General features: G+C 69.5%; 10 protein-coding genes. 6 read left to right on the top strand and 4 right to left on the bottom strand.

What is annotated here, in order from left to right; all coding sequences use genetic code 11:
- Window positions 1-34 precede the first annotated feature (34 nt).
- Window positions 35-886, bottom strand: coding sequence for an esterase/lipase family protein (locus tag ACESMN_RS11060; RefSeq protein ID WP_373053654.1), 852 nt, complete (start codon window positions 884-886; stop codon window positions 35-37).
- 317 nt (window positions 887-1203) lie between these two features.
- Here ACESMN_RS11060 and ACESMN_RS11055 point away from each other — a divergent pair, with 317 nt between their 5' ends.
- Complete coding sequence (locus tag ACESMN_RS11055; protein ID WP_373053653.1) at window positions 1204-3102, top strand: ABC-F family ATP-binding cassette domain-containing protein; 1899 nt, start codon at window positions 1204-1206, stop codon at window positions 3100-3102.
- A 129-nt stretch (window positions 3103-3231) separates the two neighbouring features.
- Here ACESMN_RS11055 and ACESMN_RS11050 read toward each other — a convergent pair whose 3' ends face one another.
- Window positions 3232-4020 (bottom strand): zinc-dependent peptidase, encoded by a 789-nt coding sequence (locus tag ACESMN_RS11050; protein ID WP_373053652.1) that lies wholly within the window; start codon window positions 4018-4020, stop codon window positions 3232-3234.
- Between the two features lie 80 nt (window positions 4021-4100).
- Here ACESMN_RS11050 and gshA point away from each other — a divergent pair, with 80 nt between their 5' ends.
- From gshA to ACESMN_RS11035, 3 genes are all read left to right on the top strand, one after another.
- Window positions 4101-5711: a glutamate--cysteine ligase gene (gene gshA / locus ACESMN_RS11045; protein WP_373053651.1), complete on the top strand. Its 1611-nt coding sequence runs from the start codon at window positions 4101-4103 to the stop codon at window positions 5709-5711.
- Between the two features lie 388 nt (window positions 5712-6099).
- Complete coding sequence (locus ACESMN_RS11040) at window positions 6100-7170, top strand: efflux RND transporter periplasmic adaptor subunit (RefSeq protein WP_373053656.1); 1071 nt, start codon at window positions 6100-6102, stop codon at window positions 7168-7170.
- The gene (locus ACESMN_RS11035; protein WP_373053650.1) at window positions 7167-10322 is read left to right on the top strand and encodes an efflux RND transporter permease subunit; all 3156 of its coding nucleotides are present in this window, start codon (window positions 7167-7169) and stop codon (window positions 10320-10322) included. The genes ACESMN_RS11040 and ACESMN_RS11035 overlap by 4 nt, the downstream gene beginning before the upstream one ends.
- A 107-nt stretch (window positions 10323-10429) precedes the next feature.
- Here the strand turns inward: ACESMN_RS11035 and msrB are convergent, their stop codons facing one another.
- Window positions 10430-10825 carry a peptide-methionine (R)-S-oxide reductase MsrB gene (msrB, locus tag ACESMN_RS11030; protein ID WP_373053649.1) on the bottom strand — a complete coding sequence of 132 codons (396 nt, stop codon included), beginning with the start codon at window positions 10823-10825 and terminating at the stop codon, window positions 10430-10432.
- A gap of 267 nt (window positions 10826-11092) precedes the next feature.
- On the opposite strand from msrB, the gene ACESMN_RS11025 reads away from it, so the two are divergent.
- On the top strand, window positions 11093-13282 hold the full coding sequence (locus ACESMN_RS11025) for an HAD-IIB family hydrolase (protein ID WP_373053648.1): 2190 nt from the start codon (window positions 11093-11095) through the stop codon (window positions 13280-13282).
- Between the two features lie 9 nt (window positions 13283-13291).
- Here ACESMN_RS11025 and ACESMN_RS11020 read toward each other — a convergent pair whose 3' ends face one another.
- Window positions 13292-14053, bottom strand: coding sequence for a sulfite exporter TauE/SafE family protein (locus ACESMN_RS11020; protein WP_373053655.1), 762 nt, complete (start codon window positions 14051-14053; stop codon window positions 13292-13294).
- Here ACESMN_RS11020 and ACESMN_RS11015 point away from each other — a divergent pair.
- Window positions 14052-14708, top strand: coding sequence for a DUF4124 domain-containing protein (locus ACESMN_RS11015; RefSeq protein ID WP_373053647.1), 657 nt, complete (start codon window positions 14052-14054; stop codon window positions 14706-14708). The genes ACESMN_RS11020 and ACESMN_RS11015 overlap by 2 nt on opposite strands.
- Window positions 14709-14747: the final 39 nt, after the last annotated feature.

Raw genomic sequence — 14747 nt, 5'->3', positions numbered from 1 at the left:
GGGGGGCGAGCCCTCTCGGCGATTCCGGTTGAGCTCAGCCCGTCCGCGCGGCGATCCGCTCGAGGATCACGGTTGCATCTCCCGGCTCCAGGCCATGTTTCAGCGGGCTGGGGATCACGGTGGCCCGCCCGCGCAGCGCGGGGACCTGGTTGAGGTCCTGGCTCCAGGCGGGGATCAGGATGTCGCCGCCCATCCGGAAGCCGGTATTGCGAACCACCGCGTCGTAGGTGATCTCCGGGTGTTCCTGCCCGTTCAGCCAGCCGAGCAGGTTGCCCCGATGCGGCGGCGCGAGATCGACCAGCAGGGCCTGCGACTGCCGAATGGCCTCGTAGTTGCTGCCGCCCAGCGCCTGGCGAGTCAGGATCCGGCGGAAGGGCCCGAACATGCCGCCGCCGTTTGTCGCCTGCAATGCCTGCAACGCGCGCTCCGTACCGAGATGCGGGCTGGCGATGGTGATCAGATGCTCGACCGCGCCCTGGCCGCCGCGGACCAGCGCCAGGCGTCCGACCACCCCGCCGGCAGAGTGCCCGACCAGGGTGATGGGCTCGCCGGAGTGGCGACCCTCCGCCTCGCGGCGCATCGCGGTGAGCCAGTCGGCCTGCAGGGCCAGCGGCGCGGTCGCCGGCAGGGTCACCGTGTAGACCGTACGTTCCCCGGTGCCATTGTCGTCGGCGAGACGCACCCGACCGTCGGGGGCCGGGTGCCAGTCCCCTCCGTAATGCCAGCCAGCGGCCGTCAGGGCATCGACCACGCCGGCCCGGTGAAAGCTCTGGCCATCACCGAGATAGCCGTGTACCAGCACCATCACGGAGGCGGATGCTGCGGGTATCCAGAGCAGCAGCAACAGCAGGGCTGCGAGCACGCGGGTCTTCATCGATTTGTTCATGGTTCTGCTACCTGTTCCGTTCGTGCGGGCCGGGTGGCGGCGGTTGTGCGCTGATGGCCCTGGAGATGGCCCATTATATTAGAAAGTGATGATAATCGAAGCGGATGCCCCGGCCTTTTTTGAGCTGCCGGAAGGATGGATCGCGGCTGGAAGCCGCTCCTGCGAGGGGGGTGGTGAAATCGGGGTGCGCCTGTGCCGGCGTGGGGTGGGAGCGGCCTGTGGCCGCGATGGGGTCGGCCATCGCGGCTGGAAGCCGCTCCTACAGGGGGGGCGAGGGCGGGCGCCGCACTTGGCCTTCACGTTAACATGCTGCACCTATGATCCGTTTCGAGAACGTGGAACTGCGTCGCGGTGGCCAGGTGCTGGTCCGCAATGCCTCCTTTGCGATCCATCCCGGCTGGCGCGTCGGCCTGACCGGCGCCAACGGTTGCGGCAAGAGCACGCTGCTGGCGGCATTGCGCGGTGAGCTGGTGCCGGATGCCGGCACCATCGACTGGCCCCGGGGGTGGGTGCTGGCCCACCTGCCGCAGGAGGTGGCGGCCACCCCCCGGAAGGCGGTGGACTACGTACTGGATGGTGATGGGGCCCTGCGGGAGCTCCAGGCCCGCCTCGAACGAACCGACGACGGCGAGGAGCGCGGACACCTCTACGCGGAGATCGACGCGATCGACGGCTGGAGCGCTGATGCGCGTGCCCGGCAGTTGCTGGCCGGCCTCGGCTTCGAGCCCTCGGACCCGGACCGGGCGGTGTCGGAGTTCTCCGGCGGCTGGCGCATGCGCCTGGGGCTGGCCCGCACCCTGATGACGCGCTCGGACCTCCTGTTGCTGGACGAGCCCACCAACCACCTCGACTTCGAGACCGTACTGTGGCTCGAGGACTGGCTCCGGCGCTATCCGGGCACGCTGATCGTGATCGCCCACGACCGGCGCTTCCTGGATGCGGTGGTCACGCACGTCGCCCACATCGAGCACCGGCAGGTGCAGCTGTTTACCGGCAGCTACAGTGCCGCGGAGCGCCGCCGCGCGGAAATCCTCGCGCAGACCGAGGCCGCGGCGGCACGGGTGGCGCAGGAACGCGCCCACCTCGAGCGCTTCGTCGCGCGCTTCCGGGCGAAGGCGACCAAGGCCCGGCAGGCGCAGAGCCGCCTGAAGCGCCTGGAGAGGCTGGATGAGATCGCGGTGCTGCGCGCGGCCCGGCCGATGCATCTGCAGATTCCGGCGCCGGAACGCCTGCCGGACCCCCTCCTGCGCCTGGACCACGCCAGCGTCGTGACGGAAGGGAAGACCCGCCTGCACCCCGCCACGCTGCGGCTGCGGCCGGACGATCGCATCGGCATCCTGGGACCGAACGGCGCGGGCAAGTCGACCCTGCTGTCGGTGCTGGCCGGCCTGTTGCCGCTGACCGAGGGCGAACGCGAGGTGGAGCCTGGTCTGGTGGTGGGCTACTTCGCGCAGCACCAGCGCGAGCAGCTGGACGAGGCCGCGAGCCCGCTGCTGCATCTGCAGCGGCTGGAAGTGGCGATGACCGAGCAGGAAACGCGCAACCTGCTCGGCGGCTTCGGGTTCGGAGGTACGCGGGCCGACATGCCGGTGGCCGGGCTCTCCGGTGGCGAGCGGGTCCGGCTGGTGCTGGCGATGCTGGTGTGTCAGGCCCCGGCGGTGCTGTTGCTCGACGAGCCCACGAACCACCTCGATCTGGACATGCGCGAGGCCCTGACGGAGGCGCTGGAGGACTACGCGGGGGCGCTGGTGGTGGTCTCCCACGACCGCGACCTGCTGACCCGCGCCTGCGACCGTTTCTGGCGCGTGCGCGACGGCCGGGTCGAGGAATACGAAGGGGACCTCGACGACTACGCCCGTGAACTGACCCGGGCGCGCGACCGGGTGACCGACGCGACGCGCGGTGACCCGCGCGCGCCTGCCGCGCCGGAGCGCGAGGGCGGCCGCGAGCGGCGCCAGCAGGCCGCCCGCCAGCGCCAGTCCCTGAAGCCGTTGCGCCGGGTCGCGGAGCGCGAGGAGGCCCGCTGTTCCCGCCTGCAGGACGAGCTGGACGCGGTGGAGACGGCGCTGGCGGACCCCGAACTGTATGGCGGGGCGGATGGCGGCCGGCTGGAGGCCCTTCTGCAGCGTCAGGGCCGCCTGCGCCAGGAGCTCGAAGAGGCCGAGGCCGCCTGGATGGAGGCGCTGGAGGCCCTGGAGACCGCTGGCAACGCGTAGAAACCGCGGGTCAGCAAGAGGGATCTTCCCGAACGGGGGCAGCAGGCGGCGATCTCCCGACCCCGTGCCGGTCGACCGGGTGCAGCGGGCCGCCATTCGGGCCAGCGGGCGCCGTGCGCGGTCACCGTCTCACGACAGCCGCGTGGGGATCTCGTTGGCCCAGCGATGCGGCTCCAGACCGAAATACAGGCCGAGCAGCCGGTAGATCGCAGGCCATTCCGCTTGCAGGTGGGCGGGCGAGAAGAAGAAGTACTCCGCGACCACCGCGAGGAACTCGGCCGGATCGGTCGCGGCATAGGGGTCGATCGCCGGTTCGTCGCCCCGTTCGATCTCCTCCTGGAGTCTCCGGTAGGCGGCACTGAAGGTGTCGGTCCATTCCGCCGGCGGCAGCGTCCGCGGCAGCGGCGGGAAGCCGTTCACGTCACCGTTGCCCGCGTCCAGCGTGTGGGTCATCTCGTGCACGATCACCGCGCCGTCGGCCGCGATATCGCTCCAGGACAGCACCACCGGGCCGCGTTCCCACGCCTCTCCCGCCTGCGGGACCACCGCCTGGTGATGCACACCGGCCTCGTCGACCCATTCCTGCTCCGGTGCGAAGGTGTCCGGGTACACGATCACCGTCTGCCAGTCGCGGTAGGCGTCGATGCCGATGCGCAGGATGGGCAGGCAGGCGTAGGCCGCAATCAGGTGCTGCTGCCATGGGTCGAGCCTCATGCCGATGCCCTTGAAGGTCTTGCGGCCCAGGAATTCACCGACCCGTTCCCGCAGCGCGTTCAGGTCCGCAGGCGGCAACAGGTCCATGAAGGCCGCGTCGAGGCGCAGTCGCCGCCATTCGCTGTCGTCCAGAGGGGCGGTCGCGGGTGCGGGCAGGAGCCGCTGTCCAAGTCCCCGGACCAGTTTGTGCAGATCGCGAAGCATTACCTCACCGGGCGCAAAGTGACCGGGACCGGCCGTTGCGGTATGTTCCGCAGCTTTCCCGCCGGCGTAAAGGATCAAGCGTGACCCGTCCGGAAAGCGATCTGCAGCATCTCGTGCACGAACTCGGTGAACGCCTGCCTCCGCAGGTACTGCGTGGCCGCATTGGCCTGGAGAAGGAGACCCTGCGCGTGCAGGCGGCCGGCTCCATTGCCCAGACGCCGCATCCGGCGGCGCTGGGCTCCGCGCTGACGCATCCCTATATCACCACCGACTATTCCGAGTCGCTGCTTGAGCTGGTGACACCGCCGTTCGACGACGTGCGCGAGACGCTGGGGTTCCTGCAGGATCTGCAGGCCTTTGCCGCGGCCCGGCTTGGCGAAGAGCTGCTCTGGGCGACCAGCATGCCCTGCGTGATCAACGGCGAGGAGTCGATTCCGGTGGCGCAGTACGGCCACTCCAACGCGGGCCGCATGAAGACCGTCTATCGCGTTGGACTCGGGCACCGCTACGGGCGCCTGATGCAGGTGATTGCCGGCGTGCACTTCAACTATTCCCCGCAGCCCTCGCTGTGGCCGGTACTGGCCGAGCTGCAGGGCGAGTCCGACACTCGGGCGTACCGGGACCGGCGGATGATGGGCATGGTCCGCAACCTGCTGCGCTTCGGCTGGATGGTGCCCTACCTCTTCGGGGCCTCGCCCGCGGTATGCAATTCCTTCGTCGACGAACGCGGGGCAAGACTCGAGGACTTCGACGACGACAGCAGCTACCTGCCGTTCGCGACCAGTCTGCGGATGGGAGACATCGGCTACACCAATCGCAAGGAGGCGGACACCGGGATCAAGGCCAACTACGACTCGCTGGACGACTACGTCGAGAGCCTGCGCTGCGCGATCACCACCGAGAGCTCCGAGTGGGCGCGCCTCGGCGTGAAGGTGAACGGCGAGTACCGCCAGCTGAACGCGAACATCCTGCAGATCGAGAACGAGTACTACAGCACGGTGCGGCCGAAGCAGCCGCTGGAGCGCTTCGAAAAGCCGACCGATGCGCTGGAGTCGCGGGGCGTGGCCTACGTCGAGCTGCGTTCGGTGGACGTGAACGCCCAGCACCCGCTCGGGGTCGACGAGAGCCAGCTGCGGTTCCTGGAGACGCTCTGTCTCGCCGCACTGCTGCTGCCGAGTGCGCCGCTGTCCGCCACTGCGATCGCGGACATCGATGCCAACCTGCTGGAGGTCGCCCACCGGGGACGGGAGCCGGGTCTCATGCTGCGCTGCGAACGGGGCGGGGTGCCGCTGCCGGCGTTGGCGCGCGAGATCCTCGCACTGATGCGGCCCGTGGCCGCTGTGCTGGACCAGGGGCTGCCCGGGGATCCGTATCGCCGCTCGCTGAGCGAGCAGTGGGGCAAGGTCGAGCAGCCGGCGCTGACACCGTCGGCGCGCATGCTGGAGGACATGATGGCGCGGGAGGAGGGCTTCTACCGCTACGCCCGGCGTCTGTCGGAGCAGCACCGCGAGACCTTTCGCAGCAACTGCCCGCTGCCGCGCGAGGCCGAGCTGGTGGAACTGGCGCAGCACTCGCTGACGGAACAGGCGGCGATGGAGGCCAGCGACCGTTACGACTTCGACAGCTTCCTGCAGCGGTACTTCGATGGGAGCCTGGTCGGGATTTCCGGCGCGCGCACCTTCATACGCTGAGGCCTCCTCCCCAACCCGCCCCGCAAGCGGGGGGGACAAGGCCGCCAAGGCCCGGGGGGCAGATTCGCCAATCTGTCCCCCGGGGGCGCCGGGAACGACTCGAACCGCCGTAGGCGGGCCGGAAGGGCGAAGGGCAGGCTGCCCGGAGTAACGGGGCCCGGGGTGCGGGCCGACGGCGGCACCTGATCCGCTCGTTTTCGGAATTAAACGGCATTGTCGCGGTCCCTGAGATCGTGGGTTACTGACGCCCGCCCGGATGGATGCCGGCACTGAACCACGGACCCTTCCGGGTCCCATGCAGCCACGGCGCCATGCCGGAAGCCGGAGAATCGAAGACCGTGTCACGAAGCCTGCCATGCCGCATGCCCGTCCCCGGGGGCTCAGCGTGCTGAGAGCGATCGCCGCGCTGCTCGTCCTGACCATCCTCGCCGGCGGCGGCCTGTGGCTCTGGTCGGCGCAGGAGCATGACGCCGGCAATGCGCGTCCCGGCGCCGGCGCCGCGGGCGAGCGCCGCATCCCGGTGCGGGTGGCGATGGTCGAGCCGCGCCGCTTCGAGACGGTGCTGGAGTCGCTGGGCACCGCGCAGTCCCGCGAATCGGTGACCCTGACGGCGACCGTCACCGCGAACGTCGCGGAGATCGCCTTTCAGGACGGGGACGAGGTCGAGGCGGGTCAGGTTCTGGTGCGTCTGGCCTCCGCTGAGGAGCTGGCTGATCGCCGCGAGGCCCGGGTGGCGCTGATGGAGCAGCGCCGGGAACTGGACCGTATCCGCGGCCTCGCCGCGGATGGCATCGTGCCTCAGCAACAGGTGGACCGGCAGCGGTCCCGGTTGGAAGAGGCGGAGGCCCGGCTGGCGGCGATGGAGGCGCGCCTGTCCGACCGTGTGATCCGGGCGCCGTTCTCCGGGGTCCTTGGGCTGCGCCGGGTCAGCAACGGCACGCTGGTGACGCCGGGCACCGCCATTGCCGCGCTGGACGACATCTCGGTGATCAAGGTGGACTTCACCCTGTCCGAGCGGTTCCTGGGCGCGGTGCGCCGCGGCCTCCCGATCGAGGCCCGCAGCGTCGCATTCCGCGGCCGCGTGTTCGAGGGCGAGGTCACCGCCATCACCACCCGGGTGGACGTCGCCACCCGGACGGTCACCGTGCGCGCCGAGATCGACAATCCGGAGGGCGAGCTGCGCCCCGGCATGCTGCTGACCACGCGGCTGCCGCTGGACCCGGCAGAACGCCTGGCAGTCCCCGAGGGCTCGGTGGTGGCCCGGGCGGACCAGCACTTCGCATTCGTGCTGACCGACGACGACACCGTGACGCGGCGGCAGATCACGATCGGTCGTCGCCAGCCCGGTCTGGTCGAGGTGCTCGACGGCCTCGACGAGGGCGACCGTGTCGTCAGCGATGGCATCCTGCGGGTGCGTGAGGGCACGCGGGTGCAGGTCCTCGACGGAGACGCCGCGTGATCATCTCCGATATCGCCAACCGCCGGCCGGTACTGGCGGTCGTCTTCAATCTGCTGCTGGTCACCTTCGGACTGATCGCCTACCAGCAGCTGCCGCTGCGGGAATACCCGGACATCGACGCGCCGGTGATCACGGTCTCGACCAACTATCCCGGCGCCAGTGCAGCGATCATCGAGCGCGAGGTCACCCAAAGGCTGGAGGACCGGATCGCCGGCATCGAGGGCATCCGCTATATCCAGTCGAGCAGCCGGGACGGACGCTCGTCCATCACCATCGAGTTCAACCTGAACCGGGACATCGACGCGGCTGCGAATGACATCCGCGAGGCCGTCTCCCGCGTGCTGGGCTCCCTTCCGGACGAGGTGGACCCCCCGCGGGTGACCAAGGCCGATGCCGACGCACGGCCCGTTCTCTGGCTGAATCTCTCGAGCACGCGGATGGACGGGCTGGAGCTCGCCGATTATGCGCGCCGGCACCTTGTCGACCGGATCTCGGTGGTGGACGGCGTTGCGCTGATCCGCCTGGGCGGGGATCGCAACTATGCGATGCGCATCTGGGTCGATCGCGAGGCGCTGGCCGCCCGCGGCCTGACCGTCACCGACATCGAGGAGGCACTGCGGAGCGAGAACGTGGAGCTGCCGGCAGGGCGGGTGGACTCGGTGGACCGGGAGTTCAGGGTGCGCGTGGACCGCATGTATCGCAGCGCGGAGGATTTCGCGGGCCTGGTCATCAAGCGCGCGGACAACCAGCACCTGGTGCGGCTGGGCGAGGTCGCCGAGGTGACGCTGGGTTCGGACTCGGAGCGTACCGAGTTCCGCGGCAACGGCGAGGACATGGTCGGTCTCGGCATCATCCGGCAGGCCAACGCCAATGTGCTGGACGTCGCACACGGCGTGAAGCGGGTGGCCGAGGAACTGCAGGGGCAGTTGCCGGAGGGAACCTCGCTGGTGGTGACCTACGACTCCTCGGTCTTCATCGAGGGGGCGATCCGGGAGGTCTTCATCACCCTGGCCGTCGCCACCGTCGCCGTGGTGCTGGTGATCTACCTGTTTCTGGGCAGCTGGCGTGCAACGATGATCCCGGCGGTGACCGTGCCGGTCGCGATCACCGCGACCTTCATCGGGGTGGCCGCCCTCGGGTTCTCGGTGAACCTGCTGACGCTGCTCGCGCTGGTGCTGGCGATCGGGCTGGTGGTGGACGACGCGATCGTGATGCTCGAGAACATCCACCGGCGCATCGAGCGGGGTGAACCGGGACTGCTGGCCGCCTATCGCGGCGCCCGGCAGGTCGGTTTCGCGATCGTGGCGACGACCTCCGTGGTGGTGGCCGTGTTCGTGCCGCTCGCCTTTCTCAGCGGTACCGTGGGCAAGCTCTTCACGGAGTTCGCGATCGCGATCGCGATCGCGGTGGTCTTCTCGAGCCTGGTGGCCCTGACCCTGGCACCGGTGCTGTCGGGGCGGCTGATGCGCAAGGGCGACGACGACACCGGGGTCGCCCGAGTGATCAGCCGGGGCTTCGGCAGACTGGAGCGCGGTTACGCCCGCTTGCTGGAGCGCAGCCTGCCGAAGGCCTGGGGCGTGGTTCCGCTGCTCGTGCTGAGCCTCGCCGGGGTGTGGTGGCTGGTGAACGCCCTCCCCGAGGAGTTCGCCCCCCGCGAGGACCGGGGGGCCTTCTTCATCATGGTCAATGGCCCCGAGGGCGCCAGCTTCGAGTACATGAGCGAGCGGATGGCCGAGGTGGAGCGGCGGCTGCTGCCGCTGACCGAGGCGGGCGACGTGCGCCGCATCCTGGTGCGCACGCCGCGCGGCTTCGGTGGTTCGGAGGCGGTGAACAATGGCTTCGTGATCGTGATCATGCACCACTGGGACGACCGGGAGCGAAGCGCCTGGCCGGTCATCGACGAGATCAACGCCTCGCTCGCGGAGATCCCGGGAATCACCGCGCGCGCGATCATGCGGCAGGGACTCTCCCAGGGGCGGTTCGGGCCGCCCGTGCAGTTCGTGGTCACCGGTCCCGACTACGATGAACTCGCGCAGTGGGGGGATGACCTGCTGGCGCGCGCCGAGGAGATCCCCGGGCTTGCGCGACTGGATCTGGACTACAAGCCGACCCAGCCCCAGATCGCGGTGCGCATCGATCAGGATCGGGCGGCGGACCTCGGGGTCTCACTCGCGACCGTGGGCCGGACGCTGGACGTGATGCTGGGCGGCCGCAGCGTAACCAGCTTCATCGACCGCGGCGAGGAGTACGACGTGATCGTCGAGGGCCGCTCCGATCAGCGGCGCACGCCCGGGGACATCTCGAATCTCTACGTGCGCGCGGACCAGGGTGCGCTGATCCCGCTGTCCAGCCTGATCAGCTACGAGGAGGTGGCGGGTGCCGGATCGCTCGAGCGTTACAACCGGGCTCGCGCGGTCACGCTGACGGCCAGCCTGCAGGAGGGATACACGCTCGGGGAGGCGCTGGCCGATCTCGAGGCGGCCGCCGGCGAGGTGCTGCCGGAGGAGGCGGGGATCGACTACAAGGGCGAGTCGCTGGAGATCCGGGAGGGGACACAGGAGGTGCTGTTCATCTTCGTGCTGGCGCTGCTGGTTGTCTACCTGGTGCTGGCGGCGCAGTTCGAGAGCTTCGTGCACCCGTTCGTGATCATGCTGACCGTCCCGCTCGCAATCGTGGGGGCGCTGCTCGGGCTCTACCTCACCGGGCAGACACTGAACATCTACAGCCAGATCGGCATGGTGATGCTGATCGGGCTGGCGGCCAAGAACGGCATCCTGATCGTCGAGTTCGCCAACCAGCTGCGCGATCACGGGCGCGAATTCAATCGGGCAGTGATCGAGGCGGCCAGCATGCGCCTGCGGCCGGTATTGATGACCGCGCTGACCACGGTGGCGGGCTCGATTCCGCTGATTCTGGCCACCGGTCCGGGCTCCGAGACCCGCTTCGTGATCGGGGTCGCGATCTTCTCGGGCGTGTTGTTCGCGACGCTGTTCACGCTGTTCGTGATCCCGGCCGCCTACACCCTCCTCGCGCGGCGCACGCAGTCGCCGCAGGCCACGACCCGGCAAATCGAAGGGCTCGATGACCGCATCGGGGATGTCGACCGCGATCGGGAGATCGGCGACCCCGCCGGCCAGAACCGGAGCTCGTAGCCAGACGCGGCCCCCTCGGGGACAGATTTGCAAATCGGTCCCCGGCCTGTGGAGACGGGAGAAGACACCCTCCCCCGCAGGCGGGGGAGGGCTGGGGAGAGGGTGGTTCAGTCCGGCTCGAACTCCAGTACCGCCGAGTTGATGCAGTAGCGCAGGCCGGTGGGCTCGGGCCCGTCGGGGAAGACGTGTCCGAGGTGCGACTGGCACCGTGCGCAGCGCACCTCGGTGCGGACCATGCCGTGGCTCGAATCCCGGTGCTCGGCGACCGCGTCCGGGCTGGCGGGCGCCGTGTAGCTGGGCCAGCCGGTTCCGGAATCGAACTTCTCCGACGATCGGAACAGCTCGGCGCCGCAGACCACGCAGCGATAGCGCCCGGATGCCTTGTGCGCGTGGTAGGCGCCGGTGAACGCGGGCTCGGTCCCGCCCTCGCGGGCGATGTGGTACTGCTCCGGCGTCAGCCGCTGTCGCAGTTCGGTCTCGGATATCGGGTCGGATGGGGACATGGCGCCTCCGGCGTGTTGACTGAATCGGTGCAGTATTCCTGCGCGTGGGCCGGAAGCGGAAATGTCCCCCCGGGGATCGGTGCCATGCGCCCATCGCGCAGGCGGCCAGCCCTGCAGCCGACAAGACGCCGGCTCAACCCCCCTGCGGCCGGTCCTCTGGCCACCGCCGGATCGGCCACAGGCCTGGGCTCCCGCGCGACCTGCGGGGGTGCAGGACCTGCACCTGCATCTGGCCGAGGCGGGGCGGGTTGTGTATGGTTCGGCAACATGAAGAAGACCCAGAGCAAGGCACGCGCGGGCGAGGGCCTCTACCTCGTGCTGATCAGCGTGCACGGGCTGATCCGGGCAGACAATCTGGAGCTGGGACGGGACGCCGACACCGGCGGGCAGACCCTCTATGTCGTGGAGCTCGCACGGGCCCTGGCGCGCCACCCCGAGGTCGGCCGCGTGGACCTCTTGACCCGTCGCGTCGTGGACACGCGCGTCGCCAAGGACTACGCCGGGCGCGAGGAGGATCTCGGCGACGGCGCGCGGATCGTGCGCATCGACTGCGGGCCGCGCCGCTATCTGCACAAGGAGAGGCTCTGGCCGCATCTCGACTGCTATGCCGACAACGCGCTGGATCACATCCGCCGGGTTGGTCTGCGACCCGACGTGATTCACGGGCACTACGCCGATTCGGGTTATGTCGCGACGCGCCTCTCCAACCTGCTGGGTGTGCCGATGCTGCAGACCGGCCACTCCCTGGGCCGGGTCAAGCGCGAGCGGCTGCTGGCCAACGGCATGAAGCCGGCGGACATCGAAAGCCGCTACAACATCTCGCTGCGTATCCAGGCCGAGGAAGAGGCGCTGGCCCACGCGCACCGGGTGATCGCCAGCACCCAGCAGGAGGTGGACCAGCAGTACGCGGCCTACGACAACTACCATCCCTCGCGCATGGTGGTGATCCCGCCCGGGACCGACCTCTCGCGCTTTCGTCCGCCGAGGCGCGGCCAGCGCAAGCCGCCGATCTGGGCCGACATCGCCCGGTTCCTGGAGAAGCCCGAGCGGCCGCTGATCATGGCGCTGTCCCGTGCGGACGAACGCAAGAACATCCGTGGGCTGGTGGACGCCTACGCCGGCAGCGAATGGCTGCGCGCGCACGCCAACCTGCTGATCGTGGCCGGGAACCGCGACAACATCGCCGATCTGGAGAAGGGGGCGCGTCAGGTCCTGAAGGACCTGCTGCTGCGCATCGACCGGTATGACCTCTATGGCAAGGTCGCCTACCCGAAGCACCACCAGAGCGACGATGTGCCGGATCTCTACCGGCTGGTCGCGTCCACCCGGGGTGTCTTCGTGAATCCGGCGCTGACCGAGCCCTTCGGCCTCACGCTGATCGAGGCCGCGGCCAGCGGCGCCCCCATCGTCGCGACCAATGACGGGGGGCCGCAGGAGATCCTCTCACGCTGCCACAACGGCATGCTGGTGGACCCGCTGGACCCGCCGGGCATCGCCACCGCGATCGCGACCATCCTCGGTGACCGCCAGCTCTGGCGGCGCTTCTCGGACCAGGGCCTGAAGGGCGTGCGCGAGCACTATTCCTGGGACGGACACGCGGCGCGCACCGTCAGCCTGATCAAGCGCCTCGGCCGCGAGGTCAAGCGCGCGCGGCGCGAACAGCGGTCCGTGTCCGGAAGGCTGGCGGACGTGGATCGCGCGGTGCTCACCGACATCGACAACACCCTGATCGGCGACCCGGGGGCGCTGAAGGCCCTGCTGGCCTGGATCCGCAAGCATCGCACCAAGGTCGCCTTCGGGGTGGCGACCGGACGCAGGCTGGACTCCGCCCAGGAGGCCCTGGCCCGGCACGGCGTGCCGGCCCCGGACCTCTGGATCACCTCGGTCGGCGCCGAGATCTACTATGGGGCGGAGGCCACGCCGGACAAGGGCTGGGAACGGCACATCAGTCACCGCTGGAGGCCTGACCGGCTGCTCGAGCTGCTGGCGGACCAGCCGGGTCTGTCTCTGCAGCCGGAGGCGGACCAGCGCCCGTTCAAGATCAGCTTCTTCGTCGACCCGGAGAAGTTCGAGGGTGTGGCCGCGATCGAGCGCCTGCTTTACCAGGCGGATCTGAACGCCCGGGTGATCCAATCGCGCGACATGTTCCTCGATGTGCTGCCGGTGCGGGCGTCGAAGGGTCTCGCGGTGCGTTATGTCGCCCACAAGTGGGGCATCCCGCTGGAGCAGGTGCTGGTCGCCGGTGGTTCCGGAAACGACGAGGACATGCTGCGCGGCCGTCTGCTCGGGGTGGTGGTCGGCAATCACCACCCGGAGCTGGACAAGCTGCGCGGCTTCGAGCGTATCTACTTCGCCGAGGCGACGCACGCGCGCGGTATCCTGGAGGCGGTCGAGCACTTCGACCTGCTGAACCGTTGCGACGTGCCGAAGACGGCGGCAAATGGTGCCGCGGCATGACCTGGCCGCTCAGGGCCAGGGCAGCAGCAGTGCGACGCCCGTCAGGATGGTGACGGCCTCGAAGGTCCGCTTCACCAGCAGGTTGCCGTAGCGGTGGGCCAGCGAGGCACCCAGGTAGCCTCCGAGAAGACTTCCCATCAGCAGGGCCGGCAGCCACTCCCAGCGCACCTCGCCGAGGGTGCCCAGTACCAGCGCACCGGCGCCGTTCCAGAACAGGCCGACCAGCACCAGCGTATAGGCGACGGCCTGCGTGTAGGAGAGCCCGTACCAGCGAACCAGCCAAAGGGTGACCATCAGCCCGGTGCCGGAGGTCAGCGAACCGTTCAGCACGCCGATCACCAGCAGGCCCAGGGCTCCGGTCAGCGCGTGCGCCGAGCCGCCCGCGACCGCCACCGCCTGCCGCCCGAGTTGCGGCCGGCGCCAGGAGTACCAGCCGAGTCCGATGGTCAGCAGGCCGAGCGCGATCTCGCCGGCCCGCGGGGGGATTTCGAGGACGAGCATCGCCCCGAGCACCACGCCGGGCAGGCCAGTGGCCAGGATCAGGATCAGCCGTTGAGACTCGAAGGTGCTCTGCTTAAAGTGTCGCATGCTCGCGCCGATACCCAATGCGACAGAGGCGATCTTGTGGGTGGCCAGGGCGACCGGAAAGGGGAGTCCGAGAATGATCAGTGCCGGGAGCTGCAGCAGCCCGGCACCACCACCGGCGAGTGCCGACAGGCCGTTGGCCAGCAGTGCGATCAGGACCAGACCGAGGTGTTCGAGAGGGGACATGAAGCAGACGATACGCATGTTGGCGTTACTGTTGCCATTGGCCGCCCTTCTGCTTCCCCCGGCCGATGCGCGCATCTACCGCTGGACGGATGATGCCGGCGTGGTCCACTACTCGACGACCCCGCCACCGTCCTCTGCCGACCGGGAGCTGCGGATCCTCGATAACGAAGGCCGCCAGCGCCAGGTCCGCCCGGCGCCGCCGACCGCGGAGGAGCGCGAACGCGCTGCAAGGGAGCGCGAAGAGAAGCGGCGCGAGGCGGAGCGGCGGGAACGGGAGCAGACGCAGCGCCAGGCCGAGGCCGCCGCTCGGGAGCAGCGGGCGCGGCAGCTGCATGCCGCCTACGCCAGTGTCGACGAGATCCGGCGCCAGCGTGACCGCCGGCTCGAGATGGTGGAGACCACGCTGATGCTCAGTGAGCGGCAGGAGGCGACGCTGCAGCGGGAGCTCGAGCGCATTGCCGCACAGATGCGGAATGCGCAGGTCGATGAAGCCACCATGGGACGCTATCGCGAGGAGTTCGCGGACCTCGAGTCGCGCATCCACCGGGAGTGGGCCTTCCAGCGGCGCCAGCGCGAGATGCTCGCGGAGATCATGGCCAGCGCCGAAGAGGACGTGCGGGATTTCGAGAGGCTGATGAACGGCGCGCCGCGCTGACCCGGAGAAGGACGCGAACCGCGGTAGATGGGTCCGGCC

It is taken from the genome of Thioalkalivibrio sp. (assembly GCF_041690275.1).
Lineage (GTDB): Bacteria > Pseudomonadota > Gammaproteobacteria > Ectothiorhodospirales > Ectothiorhodospiraceae > Thioalkalivibrio.
The sequence above is the reverse complement of the archived record's forward strand: the minus strand, read 5'-3'. Positions and strand labels throughout refer to the sequence as shown.

Excerpts from the sequence above, each read along its gene's own strand:
- ACESMN_RS11060 (WP_373053654.1), bottom strand. The coding sequence starts at position 886 with ATGAACAAATCGATGAAGACCCGCGTGCTCGCAGCCCTGCTGTTGCTG.
- ACESMN_RS11055 (WP_373053653.1), top strand. The coding sequence starts at position 1,204 with ATGATCCGTTTCGAGAACGTGGAACTGCGTCGCGGTGGCCAGGTGCTG.
- ACESMN_RS11050 (WP_373053652.1), bottom strand. The coding sequence starts at position 4,020 with ATGCTTCGCGATCTGCACAAACTGGTCCGGGGACTTGGACAGCGGCTC.
- msrB (WP_373053649.1), bottom strand. The coding sequence starts at position 10,825 with ATGTCCCCATCCGACCCGATATCCGAGACCGAACTGCGACAGCGGCTG.
- ACESMN_RS11025 (WP_373053648.1), top strand. The coding sequence starts at position 11,093 with ATGAAGAAGACCCAGAGCAAGGCACGCGCGGGCGAGGGCCTCTACCTC.
- ACESMN_RS11015 (WP_373053647.1), top strand. The coding sequence starts at position 14,052 with ATGAAGCAGACGATACGCATGTTGGCGTTACTGTTGCCATTGGCCGCC.
- ACESMN_RS11020 (WP_373053655.1), bottom strand. The coding sequence starts at position 14,053 with ATGTCCCCTCTCGAACACCTCGGTCTGGTCCTGATCGCACTGCTGGCC.